We start from the raw sequence: 17,199 nt of genomic DNA on the forward strand, positions 1-17,199 counted from the left end.
GGCCCGGCACACAGCTGCCTGCCGAGCCGCCGCGAGCGGGTCAGCGGCAGACCACGTCGTCGGGCGGGAGTGTCCCGTCCACCAGGTACGACGTCGTGACCCCCAGCGCGCACGGGGTGTCCCCGACGCCGGCGTAGACGCCGTGGCCGCTCCCGTTCTCGACGACGAGCCGGGCCCGGTCGCCGAACTTCTCCCGGAGGAGCTCACCGCCGCGCAGCGGGGTGACCGGGTCGTGGCGGTTCTGCACGATCAGCACGTTCGCCGGGCCCTCGTCGAGCACACGGACCGGCGGCTCGGCCGGCTCGTACGGCCAGAAGGCGCAGGGCAGCACGTTCGCGCTCGCCGCGCCGTACACGGGGAACCGCTCGCGGTCCTGCGCCACCGCCCGCTGGTAGACCGCGACGTCCCGCGGCCAGGCGACGTCGTTGCAGGTGGTGGCGAGGAACGCCGTGTACGCGTTGTCCTGCGGCGACGGGCCCGCGGGCGGTGCCGGGGCGGGCGGTACCGGGGCGGGCGGCGCGTCGCCGGACAGCAGCGACTGCCAGGCCGCGGCGGTGCTGCCGTAGAGGGTCGGGCCGTACAGACCGACGAAGGTGGCCGCCCGGAACATCCGGCCGTCGACCCCGCCCGACGGCCGGTCGTCGAGCCGCGCGGCGAGCCGGAGATAGGTCTGCCGCACCTCCTCCGGGGTGGCGCCCAGCCCGTAGGTGCCGTGCCGGTCGGCGGCCCAGCGGGCGAAGTCCCCGAAGGTCTCCTCGGCGCCGAGTGCGTAGCGGCGGATGCCGTCGGGGTCGAGGTGGGTGTCACCGACGTTGCTGTCGAGTACGACGCGGTCGGAGCGGTCGGGGAACAGGGAGGCGTAGGCCGCCCCGAGCGCCGACCCGTAGGAGAAGCCGAGGAAGCTCGCCTTCTCCTCGCCGAGCGCGGCCCGGATGCGGTCCATGTCCCGGGCGACGTTGGCGGTCGTGACGTGCCGCAGGTGCCCGTTGCGGTCGTTCGCCGCGCACCGCTGGGCCACCTCCCGCGCGACCTCGGCCGTCCGCAGGACCGCCGCGTCGTCGGCGGCGTACGGCGGGATGTTGCCGATGTAGTCCTGGTCGGTGGTGAACCCGCAGCTCACCGGGTCCGAGTGGCCGACCCCGCGGGTGTCGAACCCGATGATGTCGTAGCTGTCCTGCACGCTCGCCGGCAGACCGCGCTTCACCAGGTCGTTCGCGAACGCCAGCCCGGACCCGCCCGGCCCCCCGGGGTTCAGGATCAGGATCCCGCGGCGCTTCTCCGGCTTCGTGCTCGCCAGCCGCGACACCGTGATCGAGATCTGCGCGCCGTCGGGGCTGCCGTGGTCCAGCGGCACCGGGATCTGCGTGCACTGCAGCGCCACCAGCGGCGCCACCACGTCCGCGGGGCAGGGGCCCCACTCCGGCCCCGCCGCGGGTTCCGCCGCCCCCGCGGGTGCGGCGACCGCCGCACCCGCCAGCCCGGCCAGCAGCGCCAGCACCGTCGCCCGTAGGAGGCTCCGTCGTCCTCGCATCGTTCCCGTCCCCTCGTCGCGGTCGGGACGGACGCTAGGAACGCCGTCCGGCTCCGCACATCGGTCCGACGGCCACGGCCTCCGACCGAAGTCGTAGTGCGGGACCTTCGGCCGGGCCGGGCGTGCCGCCCGGCCCTGCCCTGCACCCGGTGCCCGGCGGAGCATCGGATCGGGGACGACGGAGGAGGTCACCATGGTCGAGGCCGGGGTGCGCGAGCAGTTCACGGTGATGGTCGCGCTGGCCGGTGCCGACCGGCGGTCGCTGGACACCGCGGCCGCGATCGGTACCGAGCTGGTGGTGCAGGGGCTGCGGCCACTCCTCGTCCGGGCGGGCGACGCGGACACGCTCGCCGGGGTCGCCGGGGTCGTGCTCGTCGGGGCGTGGGGCAGGCCGTGGGCCCGCGCCGCCGCGAGCCGGTTCCTGCACCGGCACGCGACCGTGCTGCGGGTCCGTCCGCTGTGGATGGTCGACGCCGCGCCCGCCGGGGACGGGCACCCCCACCCGGTGCCGGCGCCGGATCTGGAGCTCCCGGTGCGGCTGCACACCGCCGGGACACACGGCGGGCGGGAGTGGGCGGCCGGGCTCGCCGCCGCGGCGGTGTCGCGGTGACGGCGTCGCCGTCCGGGCCGGACGTGCTGCGGCGTGCGCTCGCGGCGGCGGTGCGCGCGCCCTCGGTGCACAACACCCAGCCGTGGCGCTGGCGGGTCACGACCGACCGGCTGGAGCTGCACGCCGACCCCGACCGACGGCTGCCCTACACCGACCCCGACCGGCGCGACCAGCTGGTCAGCTGCGGGTCCGCACTGGGCTTCCTGCACGTCGCGCTCGCCGCGCTCGGGGCGGGCCACGAGGTCGTCCGGTTCCCGACCGGGGACCGGAACCACCTGGCGACGGTCCGGCTCACCGGGGCGGCCCCGGACCCCGCCGACCACACCGTCGCGGCGCTGGCCCGGGCGATCCCGCACCGGCGCACCGACCGGCGGCCCTTCCGCGAGGGCGTGGACTCGCGGCACGCGCGCGCGGTCCTCGGCGAGCACGCGGCGCGCTACGGCACCACCCTGCACACCGTGACCGACGCGGTCGCCCGCGAGCACCTCGCCGCGCTGGAGGACACGGCCGCGCGGGAGATCCGTGCCCGCCCCGGCCAGGCCGCCGAGCTGCTGGTCTGGACCCACCGCTACCCGGGTTCCCACGACGGTGTCCCGGCCGGGTCGCTCCCCCGCGGCGCCCCGTGGCGGCCGGGTGCCGACCTGGGCGTGCGCTTCCCGGGCGGCTCCCTGCCGGCCCGGGCCGCCGTCCGCGACGAGGCCACGATCATGGTGCTGACCACCCACGCCGACGACGACCCGGCCCGGCTCGCCGCCGGGGAGGCGGCCGGGGTCGTGCTGCTCGCCGCCACCGCACTCGGTCTCGCGACCTGCCCGCTCTCGCGGGTGCTGGAGACCTCGCGGACCCGGGCCGACCTGGCCCGCCAGGTCCTGCGCACCGCCGACCACCCGCAGCTGCTGCTGCGCGTCGGCCGGCCCCAGGACGACGCGGAGCTGCCGGAGACACCGCGCCGGAGCCCCGCCGACGTCCTGCTGCACTGACTGCTGCACCGACTGCGGCACCGACTGCAGCACCGGCCGCGCCACCCGACCGCGGCACCGGCGTCGCCGTGACCGGGGGCACCCGGGCCCCGGGACCTTCGACCCGCCCGGTGCCCGGAACGCCCGTTAGCCTCGGGGCCGACGACGGACCGGCCCCGGAGGACGACCATGACGATCTCGGTGTTCCTGCTCGACGACCACGAGATCGTCCGCCGCGGGCTGGCCCAGCTGCTCGGCATGGAGGACGACATCGAGATCGTCGGCGAGGCCGCGACCGCGGCGCAGGCCCTCGCCCGCGTCCCCGCGCTGCGCCCGGACGTCGCCCTGCTCGACGTCCGGCTGCCCGACGGCGACGGCGTCTCGGTGTGCCGCGACCTGCGCTCCGCGGTCGTCCCGCCGCCGGCCTGTCTGATGCTGACCTCGTACTCCGACGACGAGGCACTGTTCGGCGCGATCATGGCCGGGGCCGCCGGGTACCTGCTCAAGCAGGTCGCGGGCGTCGACCTCGTGGGTGCCGTGCGCACGGTCGCGGACGGCGGCTCGCTGCTCGACCCGCGGGCGACCGCCGCGGTGCTGCAGCGGCTACGCACCGGCGGCTCCGACGCCGACACCGACCCGCGCTACGACACCCTCAGCCCACAGGAACAGCGGATCCTCGGGCTCGTCGCCGACGGGCTCACCAACCGTCAGATCGGCGCCACCCTGCACCTGGCCGAGAAGACCGTGAAGAACTACGTGTCCTCGATCCTGCACAAGCTCGGGTTCTCCCGGCGCACCGAGGCCGCCGTCTACGCGGTCGAGCGCCGCCACGGGCACTGACCCGCTCAGTCCAGCGGGACCCGCCACCGCAGCCGGGTGCCACCGGTCGCGACACGCTCGGCGACCGAGGTGCCGCCGAGCTCGGCGGCGCGGTCGGCGAGGTTGCGCAGTCCGCCGCGCCGGCCGGTGGGCGCGATGCCGCAGCCGTCGTCGGTGACCTCCACGGTCAGCTCCTGCCCGGCGTCGACGGACACGTGCAACGTGCTCGCACCGGAGTGGCGGACCGCGTTCGACACGGCCTCGCGCACCACGGCCAGCAGGTGCACGGCGACCTGCGCGGGCACGACGGTGTCGATCGGTCCCGCGGTGTCGACGGTCGCGTCGATCCCCGATGCGGCCGTCGCGTGCGCGACCGCGTCGAGCAGCTGCCGCCGCAGGCCGCCCTCCTCCTGGTCCGCGGTGTGCAGGTCGAAGATCGAGGTGCGGATGTCGCGGACCGTGCGGTCCAGCTCGCCGACGGCCTGCTCGACCTGCTCGCGCACCCCGCTGCCCGCGGGGTCGTCGCCGAGGCGGCGCAGCGAGCCCTGCAGCGTGAGGCCGACCGCGAACAGCCGTTGGATGACGTGGTCGTGCAGGTCGCGGGCGATGCGGTCGCGGTCGGCGAGCACTGCGAGCTCGCGCTGGGTCCGCTGCTTCTCCCCCAGCTCCAGGGCCAGCGCCGCCTGGTCGGCGAAGGACACCAGCAGCGGCACCTCGGACGGACGGAACGGCGGGTCCCCGGCGGCACGGCGGGCGACCAGGACCCCGCGCACCGTTCCCACGACCCGCATCGGCACCGCGACGACCGGCCCGCGGGCACCGTCGACGCTGACCGCGACCTCGGTGATGTCGGCCAGGACCGGCTGGCCGAGCTCGACGGCCCGGCGCAGCAGCGCGTCTTTGGGACCGCTGACGAGCGGCGGGCGGCCCGCGGTCGCGCCCTCGCGGAACCCGCCGTCGTGGTCGGGGCCCAGCGCGATCGACGTCCCGTCGGCGCGCGACAGCTCCAGGCTGCGGCGGGCGACGAGCCCGAGTGTGGCGGCCTCGTCGGCTCCGGCCAGTACCTCCCCGCGGATCTCGGCCAGCGCCTCCAGCCACTGCTGCCGGAGCAGGCCCTTCTCGAACAGGTCGGCGTTCTGCACGGCGATCCCGGCGGCGGCGGCGAGCGCCATGAGGATCAGCTCGTCGTCGGCGGTGAACTCGGTGCCGGTGCGCTTCTCGGTGAGGTAGAGATTGCCGTAGACGGAGTCACGGACCAGCACGGGGACGCCGATGAAGCTGCGCATCGGCGGGTGGTGCGGCGGGAAGCCGACCGAGGACGGGTGCGCCGACAGGTCGTGCAGGCGCAACGGCCGGGGGTCGGCGATCAGCTGGCCGAGCAGGCCACGGCCCTCGGGCGGGCGCCCCAGCGCGGTACGGGTCGCCTCGTCCAGGCCGACGTCGATGAAGCGGGCGATGCCGCCGTCCGGGGCGAGCACCCCCAGTGCGCCGTAGCGGGCGTCGACCAGATCCACCGCGGACTGCACGATCCGCTGCAGCGTGGTGTCCAGCTCCAGGCCGGCCGCGACCCCGAGCACCGCGTCGAGCAGCCGCTGCGTCCGCCGACGGGTGGAGGCGATCTCGGCGAGGCGCTCCTGCACCTCGGCGATGAGGTGGTCCAGGCGCAGCCCGGCCAGGAGCCCGGAGATCTCCCCGGTCCCGTCACCGGCGTCGTCGGTCGTCACTGGCACCGCCTCCCCGGGGAGCCGCGTCCCGGGCCGCCCCACCCCGACGATACGGCCGTCGGGGTCCGGGACCTTCGCACCTGTCCGACCGGAACCGGCAGCGCCGACCATCGCCCCCGCAGGCACCGGTGAACGCCCGGTCCCGGGAAGGACGCACATCATGGACACCGTCGATGCGGACGCGCCGGTCACCCCGATCCTCGGTCTCGACGCCGCGACGACCGCCCGGGTGCTGGCCACGGCGGGTCGGGCGCCGTCGCTGCACAACGCCCAGCCGTGGCGGTTCCGGACCGGCGCCGACCACGTCGAGCTGCGGGCCGACCCCGCGCGACGGCTGCCGGTCGCCGACCCGACCGACCGCGAGCTGCGGATCGGCTGCGGGGCGGCGCTGTACTCGCTGCGTCTCGCGCTGGCCGGGGCCGGGATCCGCCCACTCGTCACCCGGCTCCCCGACCCGTCGGACCCGGAGCTGCTGGCGGTGGTCCGTCGCGGCGCGGTGATGCCCCCGACCCCCGAGCAGCGACGGCTGCTGGAGGCGGTGCCGCGCCGGCACACGAACCGGCGACCGTTCTCCGACGTGCCGGTGCCGGCCCCGGCCCGCACCGCGCTCACCCGCGCCGCCTACGAGGAGGGCGCCTGGCTGCAGCTGGTGACCGACCCGGACGACCTCGCCGTGCTGGGCCGCCTCGCCCGCGAGGCGCACGCCCGCCAGTCCGCCGACCCCGCGTTCGTCGCGGAGATGGCGGCCTGGACCGGGCGGCACGGCGGCCACGACGACGGTGTCCCCGCCTCCGCGGGCGGACCGCTGCCGGCCCCGAACCACCCGTGGGTGACCCGGGACTTCGGCGGCCCCGCCCACCCGCGGCCCGCGCCGGCCGCGTTCGAGTCGGCGCCGCTGATCGCGGTGCTGACCTCGCACCTCGACGGCCCCCGCGACGACCTGCGCGCCGGCGAGGCGCTGGCGCGGGTGCTGCTGACCGCGACCGCCGAGGGACTGTCGGCCTCGCCGGTGTCCCAGCTGGTGGAGGTCCCCGACGTGCGGGAGCGGGTGCGCCGCTCGCTCGCCCGGGACCGGCCCCCGCAGGTCGTCCTGCGCCTGGGCCACGGGGTCCCCGTCCCGGCGACGCCGCGGCGCCCGGCCGCCGACCTGGTCGACCCGGGCTGACCCGGAGCACCGGCCCGGGACCTTCGTCCCGGGCCGGCGGGCCCTCCGGTGGGCCGCGGGCCGACCTTCGCCCGGAGCCCCGTCCACCCGGCGCGGACGACGATCGGGTGACGGGTCCACACGGGACCCGCCGGCTCCGGAGGGGCGTGATGAACCTCGACCTCGCGCGGTGGCAGTTCGCGATCACCACCGTCTACCACTTCCTGTTCGTCCCGCTGACGATCGGCCTGTCCCTGCTCGTCGCGGGCCTGCAGACCACCTGGTTCGTCACCGCCGACGACCGCTGGCTGCGCGCGACGCAGTTCTGGGGAAAGCTCTTCCTGATCAACTTCGCGATGGGCGTCGTCACCGGCATCGTGCAGGAGTTCCAGTTCGGGATGAACTGGAGCGACTACAGCCGCTTCGTCGGCGACGTCTTCGGTGCCCCGCTGGCGATCGAGGGACTGCTCGCCTTCTTCCTGGAGTCCACCTTCCTCGGTCTGTGGATCTTCGGCTGGGACCGGCTGTCGAAGGGCGTGCACCTGGCCTGCATCTGGCTGGCCGCGACCGGCACGGTGCTGAGCGCCTACTTCATCCTCGCCGCGAACTCCTGGATGCAGCACCCGGTCGGGTCCACCGTGGACGCCGCGACCGGCCGGGCGGAGCTGACCGACTTCGGTGCGCTGCTGACCAACTCCACCGCGGTCGGGGCGTTCTCCCACACCCTGACCGCCTGCCTGGTGACGGCCGGGATGTTCCTGGTCACGATCAGCACGTGGAACCTGGTGCGGGACCGCCACCCCGAGGTCTTCCGTCCCTCGATCCGGGTCGGGCTGTGGACGACGCTGGCCGGGAGCCTCGGCGTCGTCCTCACCGGGGACCTGCAGGCCCGGCTGATGACCGAGCAGCAGCCGATGAAGATGGCCGCGGCGGAGGCGCTCTACGACACCGTCGCGCCGGCGTCGTTCTCGGTGTTCACCGTCGGCTCCCTCGACGGCACCCGCGAGCTGTGGAGCCTGCGGGTGCCGCGGCTGCTGTCGTTCCTGGCCACCGGCACCTGGGACGGCGAGGTGGAGGGCATCCACCAGCTGCAGGAGAAGGCCGTCGCCGCGTTCGGGCCGGGTCTGTACACACCGGACATCCCGCTCAGCTACTGGATGTTCCGACTCATGATCGGTTTCGGGGTGCTGGCGGGGCTGCTCGCCGTCACGGGGCTCTGGCTGACCCGGCGTGCGCGGGCCACGCGGCGGCTGCCGCGCTGGTTCGGCCCGGCCGCCGGTCTGGGTCTGGCCGCACCGCTCCTCGCGAACACCGCGGGCTGGATCTTCACCGAGGCGGGCCGCCAGCCCTGGGTCGTCTACGGCGTGCTGCGCACCGCCGACGGCGTCTCGCCGAGCGTCGGCTGGACGTCGGTCCTCACCTCGCTGGTCGTGTTCACGCTGCTCTACGGCGCGCTGGCCGTCGTCGAGGTCGTCCTGCTCGTCCGGGCCGTCCAGGCCGGTCCGCCGCCCCCTGCGGCTCCGGCCGTCCCGGAACCGTCCGGCACCGCCGCCCCCGTGGCGACCTACTGAGGAGGAGACCGCCATGGCTCTCGTCGACGTCTGGTTCGTCCTGATCGCGGTCCTGTGGACCGGGTACCTCTGCCTGGAGGGCTTCGACTTCGGGGTGGGGATGCTGCTGCCCGTCGTCGCCCGCGACGAGACCGACCGTCGCGTCGCGCTCGGCACGATCGGCCCGGTGTGGGACGGCAACGAGGTGTGGCTGCTCGTCGCGGGCGGGGCAACCTTCGCCGCCTTCCCCGAGTGGTACGCGAGCCTGTTCTCCGGCTTCTACCTGGCGTTCCTGCTGCTGCTCGTCGCGCTGATCCTGCGCGGGATCGCGCTGGAGTACCGGGCCAAGGAGCCGCGCTGGGCCCCGGTGCTGGACCGCGTGCTGACCGGCTCGTCGCTCGCCGCGGCACTGCTGCTCGGGGTGGCGCTGGCGAACATCGTGCACGGTGTCCCGCTCGACGCCGACCACGAGTTCACCGGCACGCTGCTCACCCTGCTCCACCCCTACGCGCTGCTCGGCGGCGTCACCACGGTCCTGGTCTTCGCCCTGCACGGAGCCGCCTTCCTGGCCCTGAAGACCGACGGCCCGGTGCGCGAGCGCGCCGCCACCGTCGCGGTGACGGCCGGGCTGGGCGCGATCCCGGCGGGTGCGGTGTTCCTGGTCTGGACGCTGCTCGACGGTGCCCCGGCGTGGATCCTCGCCCCGGTCCTGGTCGCGGCCCTCGGGCTGGCCGTCGGGACCCTCGCCGCCGTCCGGGGCCGCTCGGGCCGGTCGTTCACCGCGACCACGGTCGCGATCGTCGCCGTCGCGGTGACGCTGTTCGGGTCGCTGTACCCGGACGTGCTGCCGTCGACGACCGACCCGGCCTTCTCGCTGACCGTGGTGAACGCGGCGTCGACGCCCTACACGCTGACGATCATGACGTGGGTGGCCGCGGTCGTCACGCCGGTCGTGCTCGCCTACCAGGCGTGGACGTTCTGGGTGTTCCGGCGGCGGCTGACCCGCGAGGACGTGGCGGACGCGGCGCACTGAGGCCCCGGGCGGGCGACGGGGTCAGGCGCGGGACGCGGCGGCGATCCCCAGCAGCTCCAGCCGGTCCGCCGTCTCCGACCCCGGCTCGCACCCGTAGACGACGAGCTGCTGACCCGGCGCCGACCGGACGTCGAACGACTGCAGGTGCAGGTCCAGCGCGCCGACGTCGGGGTGCACCAGCCGCTTGTGCTCGGCACCCTTGCCCCGGGCGTCGTGCCGGGCCCAGTGCTCGGCGAACTCGGGGCTGCGGTCGAGCATCGCCGTGAGGACCTGCCGGACACGGGGGTCGTCGGGGGCCTGGCCGTGCAGCACCCGGAACCCGGCGGCGGTGTTCGCCGCCGCGGCGGTCCAGTCGGCGTAGAAGGTGCGGGAGGCCGGGTCCTCGAAGACCTTCTCGACGAGGTTGGTCCCGGGGGCGAACCCGAGCACCGCCCCGAGCCGGTTGGCCCCCAGCACGTCGTAGGCGCGGCCGAGGACGATCGCGGGCAGGCCCGGCCAGCTGTCGAGCAGGGCCGCCAGTTGCGGGTCGAGCCGCTCGTCCGCGATCGGGGCCCGGGGCCGCGGCGCCGCACCCGCCAGCCGGAACAGGTGCATCCGGGCGTCGTCGTCGAGCCGCAGGACGGCCGCGAGCGCCTCCAGCACCTGCGCCGACGGGTTCCGCTCGCGGCCCTGCTCCAGCCGCACGTAGTAGTCGGCGCTCATCCCGGCCAGCAGCGCGACCTCCTCCCGACGCAGCCCCGGGACACGACGGACCCCCGCCGGGACCAGGCCGACGGCGTCGGGGGTCACCTGTGCGCGCCGGGTCCGTAGGTACTCGCCGAGCGGTGTGGCCACCATGGACGCGACCCTAGGCGACCCCGCGCCGGCCGGGGTGGGTGCGGCACTCCCACGACCGTCGCGCCCTGCCGCGCCGTCGCCGCGACTCGTAGGAAGGGGGCATGACCGACACGGACCCCACCCCCGTGGCCCTGGTGACCGGCGCGAGCAGCGGCATCGGCCGCGCGATCGCCACCCGGCTCGCCCACGACGGCCACCACGTGATCGCCACCGCCCGGCGGGCCGACCGGCTCGCCGACCTCGCCGCACAGGTGCCCGGTGTCGAGCCGCACCCGGTCGACGTCGTGGACCGCGACGCCCTCGTCACGCTCGTCGACGACGTCGTCGCCCGGCACGGGCGGATCGACGTCGCCGTCGCCAACGCGGGGGTGATGCCGCTGTCGCGCCTCGATGCCGGCCTGGTGCAGGAGTGGGACCGCATGGTCGACGTGAACGTCCGGGGGCTCCTCCACACGATCCACGCCGTCCTGGGGCACTTCACTTCCGCGGACCGGGGTCACTTCGTGACGACGGCCTCGGTCGGCGCCCACGAGGTGGACGCGACGGCGGCGGTCTACGCCGGCACCAAGCACGCGGCGTGGGCGATCACCGAGGGCCTGCGTCTGGAGTCGTCGCCGGGCATCCGGGTCACCACGGTGTCCCCCGGTGTCGTGACCTCCGAGCTCGCCGCCGGCATCACCGACCCGACCGCCCGCGACGCCATGGCCGTCTACCGCAGGCACGCGATCGCACCGGAGGCCGTCGCCGACGCCGTCGCCTACGCGGTCGGCACCTCCCCCGACATCGACGTCAACGAGATCCTCGTCCGGCCGGTCCGGCAGCGCTGAGCGCCCGCCGGGCCGGCCGGAGCCCGGCGCGGCGCAGGCCGCCGGCCTCGTCGACCCCGATCTCGACGCGCGCGACGTCCACCCCTGGTCATCGGCCTCCCACCGGCCTGGTCCCCCGCCTCCCCCACGATCACCGCCGACCCGGCCGACGCCGCCGCGGTGCACGAGCGCCGCAGGGCGGCCCTGTCGGCGGCGGCCCGCCGCGCCTTCCGGCCCGGCTCCTGAGAAGGCCCCCGGCCGGACTGCGACCGGGCGTGGGCGTGCGGCCCGGCGACCGGTGTGCCACATTACGGAGGCGTGACCGTGCCGTCCCGTGGTGCGGTTCCGGCCGCTCCCGCACCGGCCAGGTCGCGTGGTCGCTGTCCCGGCGGCTCGTTCCGACGCGTGAGCCGTGCGGTCGTGAGGACCGCTCGTCCCGTGTCCCGAGGGTCGACCGGAGAGCACGCATGACGACGTCCCCACCCACCGGCACGTCCCCCCGTCGTACCCGTCCGACGACGGAGGGCGGGTTCGGCGAGCTGGCCGCCCTGGTGTCCGGAGCGGGTCTGCTGCAGGAGGCCCGCCGCACCTACCTGCTCCTGTTCGCGGCGAACGCGGTCCTGCTCGCCGGCGGCCTCACGGTGTTCGTGTGGCTCGGCCCGTCCTGGTGGCAGCTGCTGCTCGCGGTGTTCTTCGCGGTCGTGACCACGCAGCTGGCCTTCATCGGCCACGACGCGGGCCACCGTCAGATCTTCGCCGGCCGGCGTGCCAACGACGTCGTCGGCTACCTGCACGGCGGGCTGGTCGGGCTGAGCTACGGTGCCTGGGTCACCCAGCACACCGCACACCACGCCCATCCCAACCACGCCGACGACGACCCGGACATCGACATCCCGGTGCTCGCCTTCAGCCCCGAGCAGGCCGCCGCCACGCGGGGCCCCGTCCGATGGATGGTCGGCCACCAGGCGTTCCTGTTCCTCCCGCTGCTGTTCCTGGAGGGGTGGAGCCTGCACCTCACCGCCGTCCGGGCGATCCTGCGTCGAGAGGTCCCCCGCCCGCGGCTGGAGGCGGCGTTGCTCGTCGCGCACGCCGTCGGGTACCTGGGGGCGGTGTTCTGGGTCCTCGCGCCGGTGCAGGCCGTCGCGTTCGTCGTCGTGCACCAGGGGCTCTGGGGCGTGTACATGGGCCTGGCGTTCGCTCCGAACCACAAGGGGATGCCGGTCATCCCGGCGGGCCGTCGACTGGACCACCTGCACAAGCAGGTGCTGACCTCGCGCAACGTGCTCGGCGGCCGGGTGCTCGACGTCGCGCTGGGCGGCCTGAACTACCAGATCGAGCACCACCTGTTCCCTCGGATGCCGCGCCCGCACCTGCGCCGCGCTCAGCCGATCGTGCAGGAGTTCTGCACCACCCACGGCCTGCCCTACACCCGGACCGGTCCCCTGCGTTCCTACGCCGAGGTCCTCCGTCACCTGCACGAGGTCGGCGCCCCGCTGCGGCGCCCCACCGGGCCACCGGCCGGCTGACCCGTCCCCGGGTCCGCTCGGGGCGACAACCCCGAAGGAGAACCACCAGCATGGACGACCCGACCCCCTCGACCGCCTCCGACCACACCACCCCGGACGAGCTGTGCCCGGTCTGCCCGCACCCCTGGGAGGACCACGACGCGATCGACCGGAGGTTCTGCTCGGCGAAGATCGCGGGTGGGTCCTCGCAGGGGTGCGTCTGCGCGAAGGGGTGACCGCACCGCGCCGTACCGCCGCCGGGGCGGGGTGACTACGTCGCCACCAGCAGCTGCTGCCCCAGCGCCCGCAGCGGGTCCGTGTCACCGGGCAGCGCCGCGACCGGCCGCAGACCGGCAGCGGCGAGCTCGGCCCACCACTGCCGCTCGGTCAGGAAGATCCGGTCGGTGCCGGCGCGCAGGTCCCCGCTGCCCGCGGCGGCCGCGCCCGGACGCGCGGACATGAGGAACTGCATCGACACCAGCGCCGGGAGGTGCTCGCGGGTCGACTCGACCAGGGCGAGCACCCCGCCGGGGGCCAGCACCCCGCGGACGGCGGCGAGCGTCGCGCAGACGTCGACGGCGTTGTGCAGGACGTTCGCCGCGACGACGAGGTCGTGGCGGCCGTCGTGGGCGGCCAGGTCGGTGGTGACGTCGAGCAGCGCGGTCCGCACCCCGGGGAACCGGGTCGCGGCCAGGTCGAGGAAGAACCGTGAGACGTCGGTGAACAGGTAGTCGACCGGCGCCTCCCCCAGGCCGTCGAGGACGGCGCGGGTGCTGCCGCCGACGCCGCCGCCCAGCTCCAGGACGCGCAGCGGCTCCGCCCGGGTCCGTGCGGTGGTCGCGGCGAGGTGGGCCAGCGCCCCGTTGAGGTAGGTGTTGATCGTGTTGTCCTGGTAGCTCGCCAGGGCGGTGGCGATCTCGCCGTCGGGGAACAGCAGCGCCTGCAGCGGCACCTCGTCGCGCAGCAGCGCGGGCAGGTGGGCCATGGCGGCGGCGAAGAACTCGACCATCGCGGGCGGGTAGCCCAGGTCGGTGCAGGCCGCGTGCAGCGCGCCGTCCGGCTGCGGCCCGGGGTCGCCGTGCGCGGCGAGCTCGGCCCGCCACCGCCGCACCAGCCACGCGTGCCGCGGGGCGACGTCGGGGTCCCCCGCGTCGAGCACCGAGGCCATGGCACGCAGCGCGACGGCGTCGAGCCGGGCGACCGCGTCGGCGGGGCCCGCGTCGCCGGCCGGTGCGCCGCCGGGCAGCGCGGCCCGGCCCGCCGCGTCGGCCGCTGCGACGTCGTCCGGCCCGGCGACGGGCAGCAGGACCGTCGCGTCGGTGCCGGTGAGACGCCGTGCGAGCGGCCCGACCCGGCTCCGCACGAACGCGGGGAACGGCTCGTGGGCCCGGCCCGGGCCTGCCAGCCCGGCGGCGGGCCGGGCGGCCGCGGCGGCGGGCCGGGCGACCGCCAGCAGCTCGGGGTCGTCCGGGTCGAGCAGGACGGCGGCGTCGTGACCGGCGAGGTCGGTGCGCAGCCGGGCCGCGGTGACCGCGTGCGGGCCGGGACGCAGCAACGCGTTGGGGATGCCGCGCAGCAGGACCGGCTCCGCCCCGGCCAGCGGGTCGCCGGTCCAGTCCAGGACCTGCGGAACCGGCGAGGGTCCTGCGTCGACGTGCAGGACGGCGTCGAACCGGTGGCGCGACAGCTCGGTGTCGTCGGTGAGGGTCTTGGCGTGCACGGCGACGGCGATCCGGCGCCCGCCCGCGAGGGCCGCGGTGGCGAGGGCGGCCGGGTCGACCAGCAGCTCACGGTCCGTCGCGGCGCGCTCGGCGACGGTGCGCGCCAGGGTGTCGTCGTCGAGGGCGGGCCCGGTGGCGGTGACGGTCTCCCGCCAGTGCCGCAGGTGCAGGCCCGCGTGCCGCACGTCGCCGACGACGACCGTCCCCCCGGCGGCGACGACCGCGGTCGCGGTACGGAGTACCTCGGTCAGGTAGGCGAGGTCGGGGAAGCACTGCGTCACCGAGTTGATCACCACGCAGTCCGGTGCCCGCCCGCCGAGCGCCTCCCGGACGGCGGCCGAGCCGGCCTCGTGCGCGGCGCCCCGCACGACCCGCACCCCGGGCGCGGCGGCGGCGCGGTGCCGGTCGACGACGTCGCCCGCGATGTCGGTGCCGACGTAGACCTCGACGTGCGGGGCGATCCGCTCCAGCAGCATCCCCGTGCCGCAGCCCAGCTCCAGCACCCGGCGCGGGCGCGCGGCGAGCACGAGCTCGGCCGTGCGGTCGGCCCACTCCCCCATGTGCGCGGCGGGCAGCGGCGCGCCGGTCCCCGAGGCCCGCCAGCCGGCCAGCGGCGACGGATCGGAGTAGGTCCAGTCGTAGACCTCGGTCCAGTGCTCGCGGTGCTCGACGACGAGCGCGCCGTCCGGCGGGACGAGCGCGGCCGGGTCGACGACGACCCGGGTCAGGTCCTCGCCCCGGGTGATGCGCGCGATCCAGGGGTGGGTCGGGTCGGCGGTGGGTTCGGTGCGCACCGGGCGGTTCCTCTCGGTCGGGGTGACGGGGTCGGGGCGGGGGCTGTGCGGTCGACGAGGTCGACGAGGTCGACGACGTGGTCGGCGCGTTCGACGAGCGCGCGGTCGTGGGTGGTGGCGAGCACGGCGAGGCCGTCGGCCCGGGCGGCGTCGAGCAGGTCGAGGACGGCGGCCGTGGTCGCCGCGTCCAGCGCGGAGGTCGGCTCGTCGGCGAGCAGGACCGCGGGCCGCACGGCCAGCGCACGGGCCAGCGCGACCCGTTGCCGCTGCCCGCCCGACAGCGCCGCCGGGCGCCGTCCCGCCACGTCGGGCGGCAGGCCGACCGCGCCCAGCAGCCGGACCGCCTCGGCGCGGGCGACGGCGGCGGGCAGGCCGTGGAGCCGGCGCAGCGGGCGGGCGACGGCGGCCCCCGCGGTGCGGGCCGGGTTGAGCTCGTGGACGGGGTGCTGCCCGACCAGCGCGACGACGCCCGGCGTGCGGTCACCCACCGGCCACGGCGTCGCGGCACCGGCCAGTGCGAGGGTGCCCCCGGTGACCGGCCGTACCCCGGCCAGTGCCCGCAGCAGGGTGGTCTTGCCGCAGCCGGACGGCCCGGTGACCACGGTCAGCCCGCCGGGCCGCACGGGAACGTCCACGTCCGCGGCGGCCCCGGGGACGGCCGTGGTGACGTGCCGCGCGTCGAGGACCGGCACCGCGGCGGGCGACGGCGGCGTTCCGGCCCCGGACGGCGGCGGAGCCGCCGGGGCCGGCGGCGGCGCGGGGGCGCCCACCCGCACGACCCGGTCGGCGACCGCGGCGACGGCCGGGTCGTGGGTGACGACGAGGGTGACGCCGCCGCGGGCGCGCAGCAGCCCGACGACGACGGCGGTCGCGGCGGGGTCGAGGCCCGCGGTGGGCTCGTCGAGCACGAGCAGGGCGGGGTCACCGGCCAGCGCCCTGGCGAGCGCGACCCGGCGGGCCTGGCCCCCGGAGAGCCGGTCGGGCCGCAGCCCCCCGACGGCCGCCGGGTCGAGGCCGACCGCACGCAGCGCCGCGTCCGGGTCGGGGACGGGCAGCTGGGCCCGGGCGTCGCGCAGCGGGTGCAGCGCCGGGTCCTGCCCCAGCAGCCCGAGCGTGCGCCGTCGCCAGCGGCGCCCCCGGGGCAGCGGAGCGCCGTCCCAGCCGACACCGCCCGAGACGGCGCGCAGGCCCCCCGGCAGGGTGCCCAGGACCGCGTGCAGCAGCGTGGTCTTGCCGCTCCCCGACGAGCCGACGACGGCGACGACCTCCCCGGGGTGCGCGTCGAGGTCGGGGCCGTCGAGGACGACGCGCCCGTCGGGATCGAGGACACGCAGCCCGCGCACGGTGAGCCCGGGGCCGGGCGGCACCGGGCCGCCGGGGACCCGCGTCGTACCGGTGCGAGCGGGCACGAGCCGCAGCGACACCACGGCCAGCACCGTCGCGACCGCACCGAGCGCGACGGCCGGGGCGAGCACCGCAGCCGGGTTCACGCTCAGCCCCGGCAGGTTCTCCCGCAGCATCACCGCCCAGTCCGGGGCCGGCGGCGGCGGGCCGAACCCGAGCACCGAGGTGGCCGCGGCCAGCTGCAGCGCGAGCACCGCGCGGCCGGCGAGGTCGGCGGCCACCAGGGGTGCGTGCGCGGGCAGCACCTCGCGCAGCAGCACCGCGACCGGGCGTTCGCCGTGGACGAGTGCGGCCTCGACGTGGCCCGCGGTGCGGGCCCGTGCGGTGGCGTCGGCGACGACCCGGACGGTGAGCGGCGCGCCGCCGACGACGGTGCCGACGACGACCGCGGCCGGCCCGGGCAGCGTCACCGCGGCGACCAGGACGAGCAGCAGCAACGGCACCGCGACCAGCAGGTCGCTCAGCGCGGTGACGGCACGCGCGCGGCGCCCGCCGGTCCACCCCACCCACAGCCCGCCCGCGGTGCCGATCGCCGTGGCGAGCAGGGCGGCGGCCACCGCCGTCGTGACCGGTCCGGTTCCGCCGGCGAGCACCCGGGCGAGCACGTCGCGGCCCAGGACATCGGCGCCCCACGGCAGGCCGGGCCGCGGCGGGGACCACGGCGCGGCGACGACCCGCAGCGGGTCGCCACCGGCGAGCGGACCCGCGACGGGCAGCGCGACCAGCAGGCCGAGCAGCAGCCCCCCGGGCAGGAGCACGGAG

At 76.5% G+C, this 17,199-nt stretch carries 14 protein-coding genes; 9 read left to right on the top strand and 5 right to left on the bottom strand.

The genetic code is table 11. From position 1 onward, the window contains the following. Positions 1-40 precede the first annotated feature (40 nt). Positions 41-1,531 carry an alpha/beta hydrolase gene (locus ND486_RS12645; protein ID WP_251784507.1) on the bottom strand — a complete coding sequence of 497 codons (1,491 nt, stop codon included), beginning with the start codon at positions 1,529-1,531 and terminating at the stop codon, positions 41-43. Between the two features lie 193 nt (positions 1,532-1,724). Between ND486_RS12645 and ND486_RS12650 the strand changes: the two genes are divergently transcribed. The 3 genes from ND486_RS12650 to ND486_RS12660 all read left to right on the top strand — a co-directional run bounded on the left by ND486_RS12650 (position 1,725) and on the right by ND486_RS12660 (position 3,940). Further along, entirely contained in the window at positions 1,725-2,141 is a 417-nt protein-coding gene (locus tag ND486_RS12650; protein ID WP_251784918.1) for a hypothetical protein, read from the top strand. Further along, the gene (locus ND486_RS12655; protein WP_251784919.1) at positions 2,138-3,121 is read left to right on the top strand and encodes an NAD(P)H nitroreductase; all 984 of its coding nucleotides are present in this window, start codon (positions 2,138-2,140) and stop codon (positions 3,119-3,121) included. The genes ND486_RS12650 and ND486_RS12655 overlap by 4 nt, the downstream gene beginning before the upstream one ends. Before the next feature lie 168 nt (positions 3,122-3,289). Then, the gene (locus ND486_RS12660) at positions 3,290-3,940 is read left to right on the top strand and encodes a response regulator transcription factor (protein ID WP_179760412.1); all 651 of its coding nucleotides are present in this window, start codon (positions 3,290-3,292) and stop codon (positions 3,938-3,940) included. Between the two features lie 5 nt (positions 3,941-3,945). Here the strand turns inward: ND486_RS12660 and ND486_RS12665 are convergent, their stop codons facing one another. Continuing rightward, a complete protein-coding gene (locus tag ND486_RS12665) occupies positions 3,946-5,643 on the bottom strand; it encodes a GAF domain-containing protein (protein WP_251784508.1) in 1,698 nt (565 codons plus the stop codon). Between the two features lie 160 nt (positions 5,644-5,803). On the opposite strand from ND486_RS12665, the gene ND486_RS12670 reads away from it, so the two are divergent. The 3 genes from ND486_RS12670 (at position 5,804) to cydB (ending at position 9,370) form a co-directional block, all read left to right on the top strand. After that, positions 5,804-6,808: a nitroreductase gene (locus tag ND486_RS12670; RefSeq protein ID WP_251784509.1), complete on the top strand. Its 1,005-nt coding sequence runs from the start codon at positions 5,804-5,806 to the stop codon at positions 6,806-6,808. 149 nt (positions 6,809-6,957) lie between these two features. After that, complete coding sequence (locus ND486_RS12675; RefSeq protein WP_285898643.1) at positions 6,958-8,358, top strand: cytochrome ubiquinol oxidase subunit I; 1,401 nt, start codon at positions 6,958-6,960, stop codon at positions 8,356-8,358. Between the two features lie 13 nt (positions 8,359-8,371). After that, positions 8,372-9,370, top strand: coding sequence for a cytochrome d ubiquinol oxidase subunit II (cydB, locus tag ND486_RS12680; protein ID WP_251784511.1), 999 nt, complete (start codon positions 8,372-8,374; stop codon positions 9,368-9,370). Positions 9,371-9,391: 21 nt separating this feature from the next. Here cydB and ND486_RS12685 read toward each other — a convergent pair whose 3' ends face one another. Further along, positions 9,392-10,207 carry a helix-turn-helix domain-containing protein gene (locus tag ND486_RS12685; protein WP_251784512.1) on the bottom strand — a complete coding sequence of 272 codons (816 nt, stop codon included), beginning with the start codon at positions 10,205-10,207 and terminating at the stop codon, positions 9,392-9,394. A gap of 101 nt (positions 10,208-10,308) precedes the next feature. On the opposite strand from ND486_RS12685, the gene ND486_RS12690 reads away from it, so the two are divergent. From ND486_RS12690 to ND486_RS12700, 3 genes are all read left to right on the top strand, one after another. After that, positions 10,309-11,034 carry an SDR family oxidoreductase gene (locus ND486_RS12690; protein WP_251784513.1) on the top strand — a complete coding sequence of 242 codons (726 nt, stop codon included), beginning with the start codon at positions 10,309-10,311 and terminating at the stop codon, positions 11,032-11,034. Positions 11,035-11,480: 446 nt separating this feature from the next. Further along, positions 11,481-12,539 (top strand): acyl-CoA desaturase, encoded by a 1,059-nt coding sequence (locus ND486_RS12695; RefSeq protein WP_251784514.1) that lies wholly within the window; start codon positions 11,481-11,483, stop codon positions 12,537-12,539. A gap of 50 nt (positions 12,540-12,589) precedes the next feature. Then, positions 12,590-12,754 carry an RGCVC family protein gene (locus ND486_RS12700; RefSeq protein WP_251784515.1) on the top strand — a complete coding sequence of 55 codons (165 nt, stop codon included), beginning with the start codon at positions 12,590-12,592 and terminating at the stop codon, positions 12,752-12,754. A 35-nt stretch (positions 12,755-12,789) separates the two neighbouring features. Here ND486_RS12700 and ND486_RS12705 read toward each other — a convergent pair whose 3' ends face one another. Both ND486_RS12705 and ND486_RS12710 read right to left on the bottom strand, forming a co-directional pair. Beyond that, positions 12,790-15,033: a methyltransferase gene (locus ND486_RS12705; protein ID WP_251784516.1), complete on the bottom strand. Its 2,244-nt coding sequence runs from the start codon at positions 15,031-15,033 to the stop codon at positions 12,790-12,792. Beyond that, positions 14,964-17,195, bottom strand: a complete 2,232-nt coding sequence (locus tag ND486_RS12710) for an ATP-binding cassette domain-containing protein (protein ID WP_251784517.1) — start codon at positions 17,193-17,195, stop codon at positions 14,964-14,966. Before ND486_RS12710 ends, ND486_RS12705 begins: the two co-directional genes overlap by 70 nt. Positions 17,196-17,199: the final 4 nt, after the last annotated feature.

Source organism: Pseudonocardia sp. DR1-2 (assembly GCF_023717215.1).
In the GTDB taxonomy this organism is placed as follows: Bacteria; Actinomycetota; Actinomycetes; order Mycobacteriales; family Pseudonocardiaceae; genus Pseudonocardia; species Pseudonocardia alni.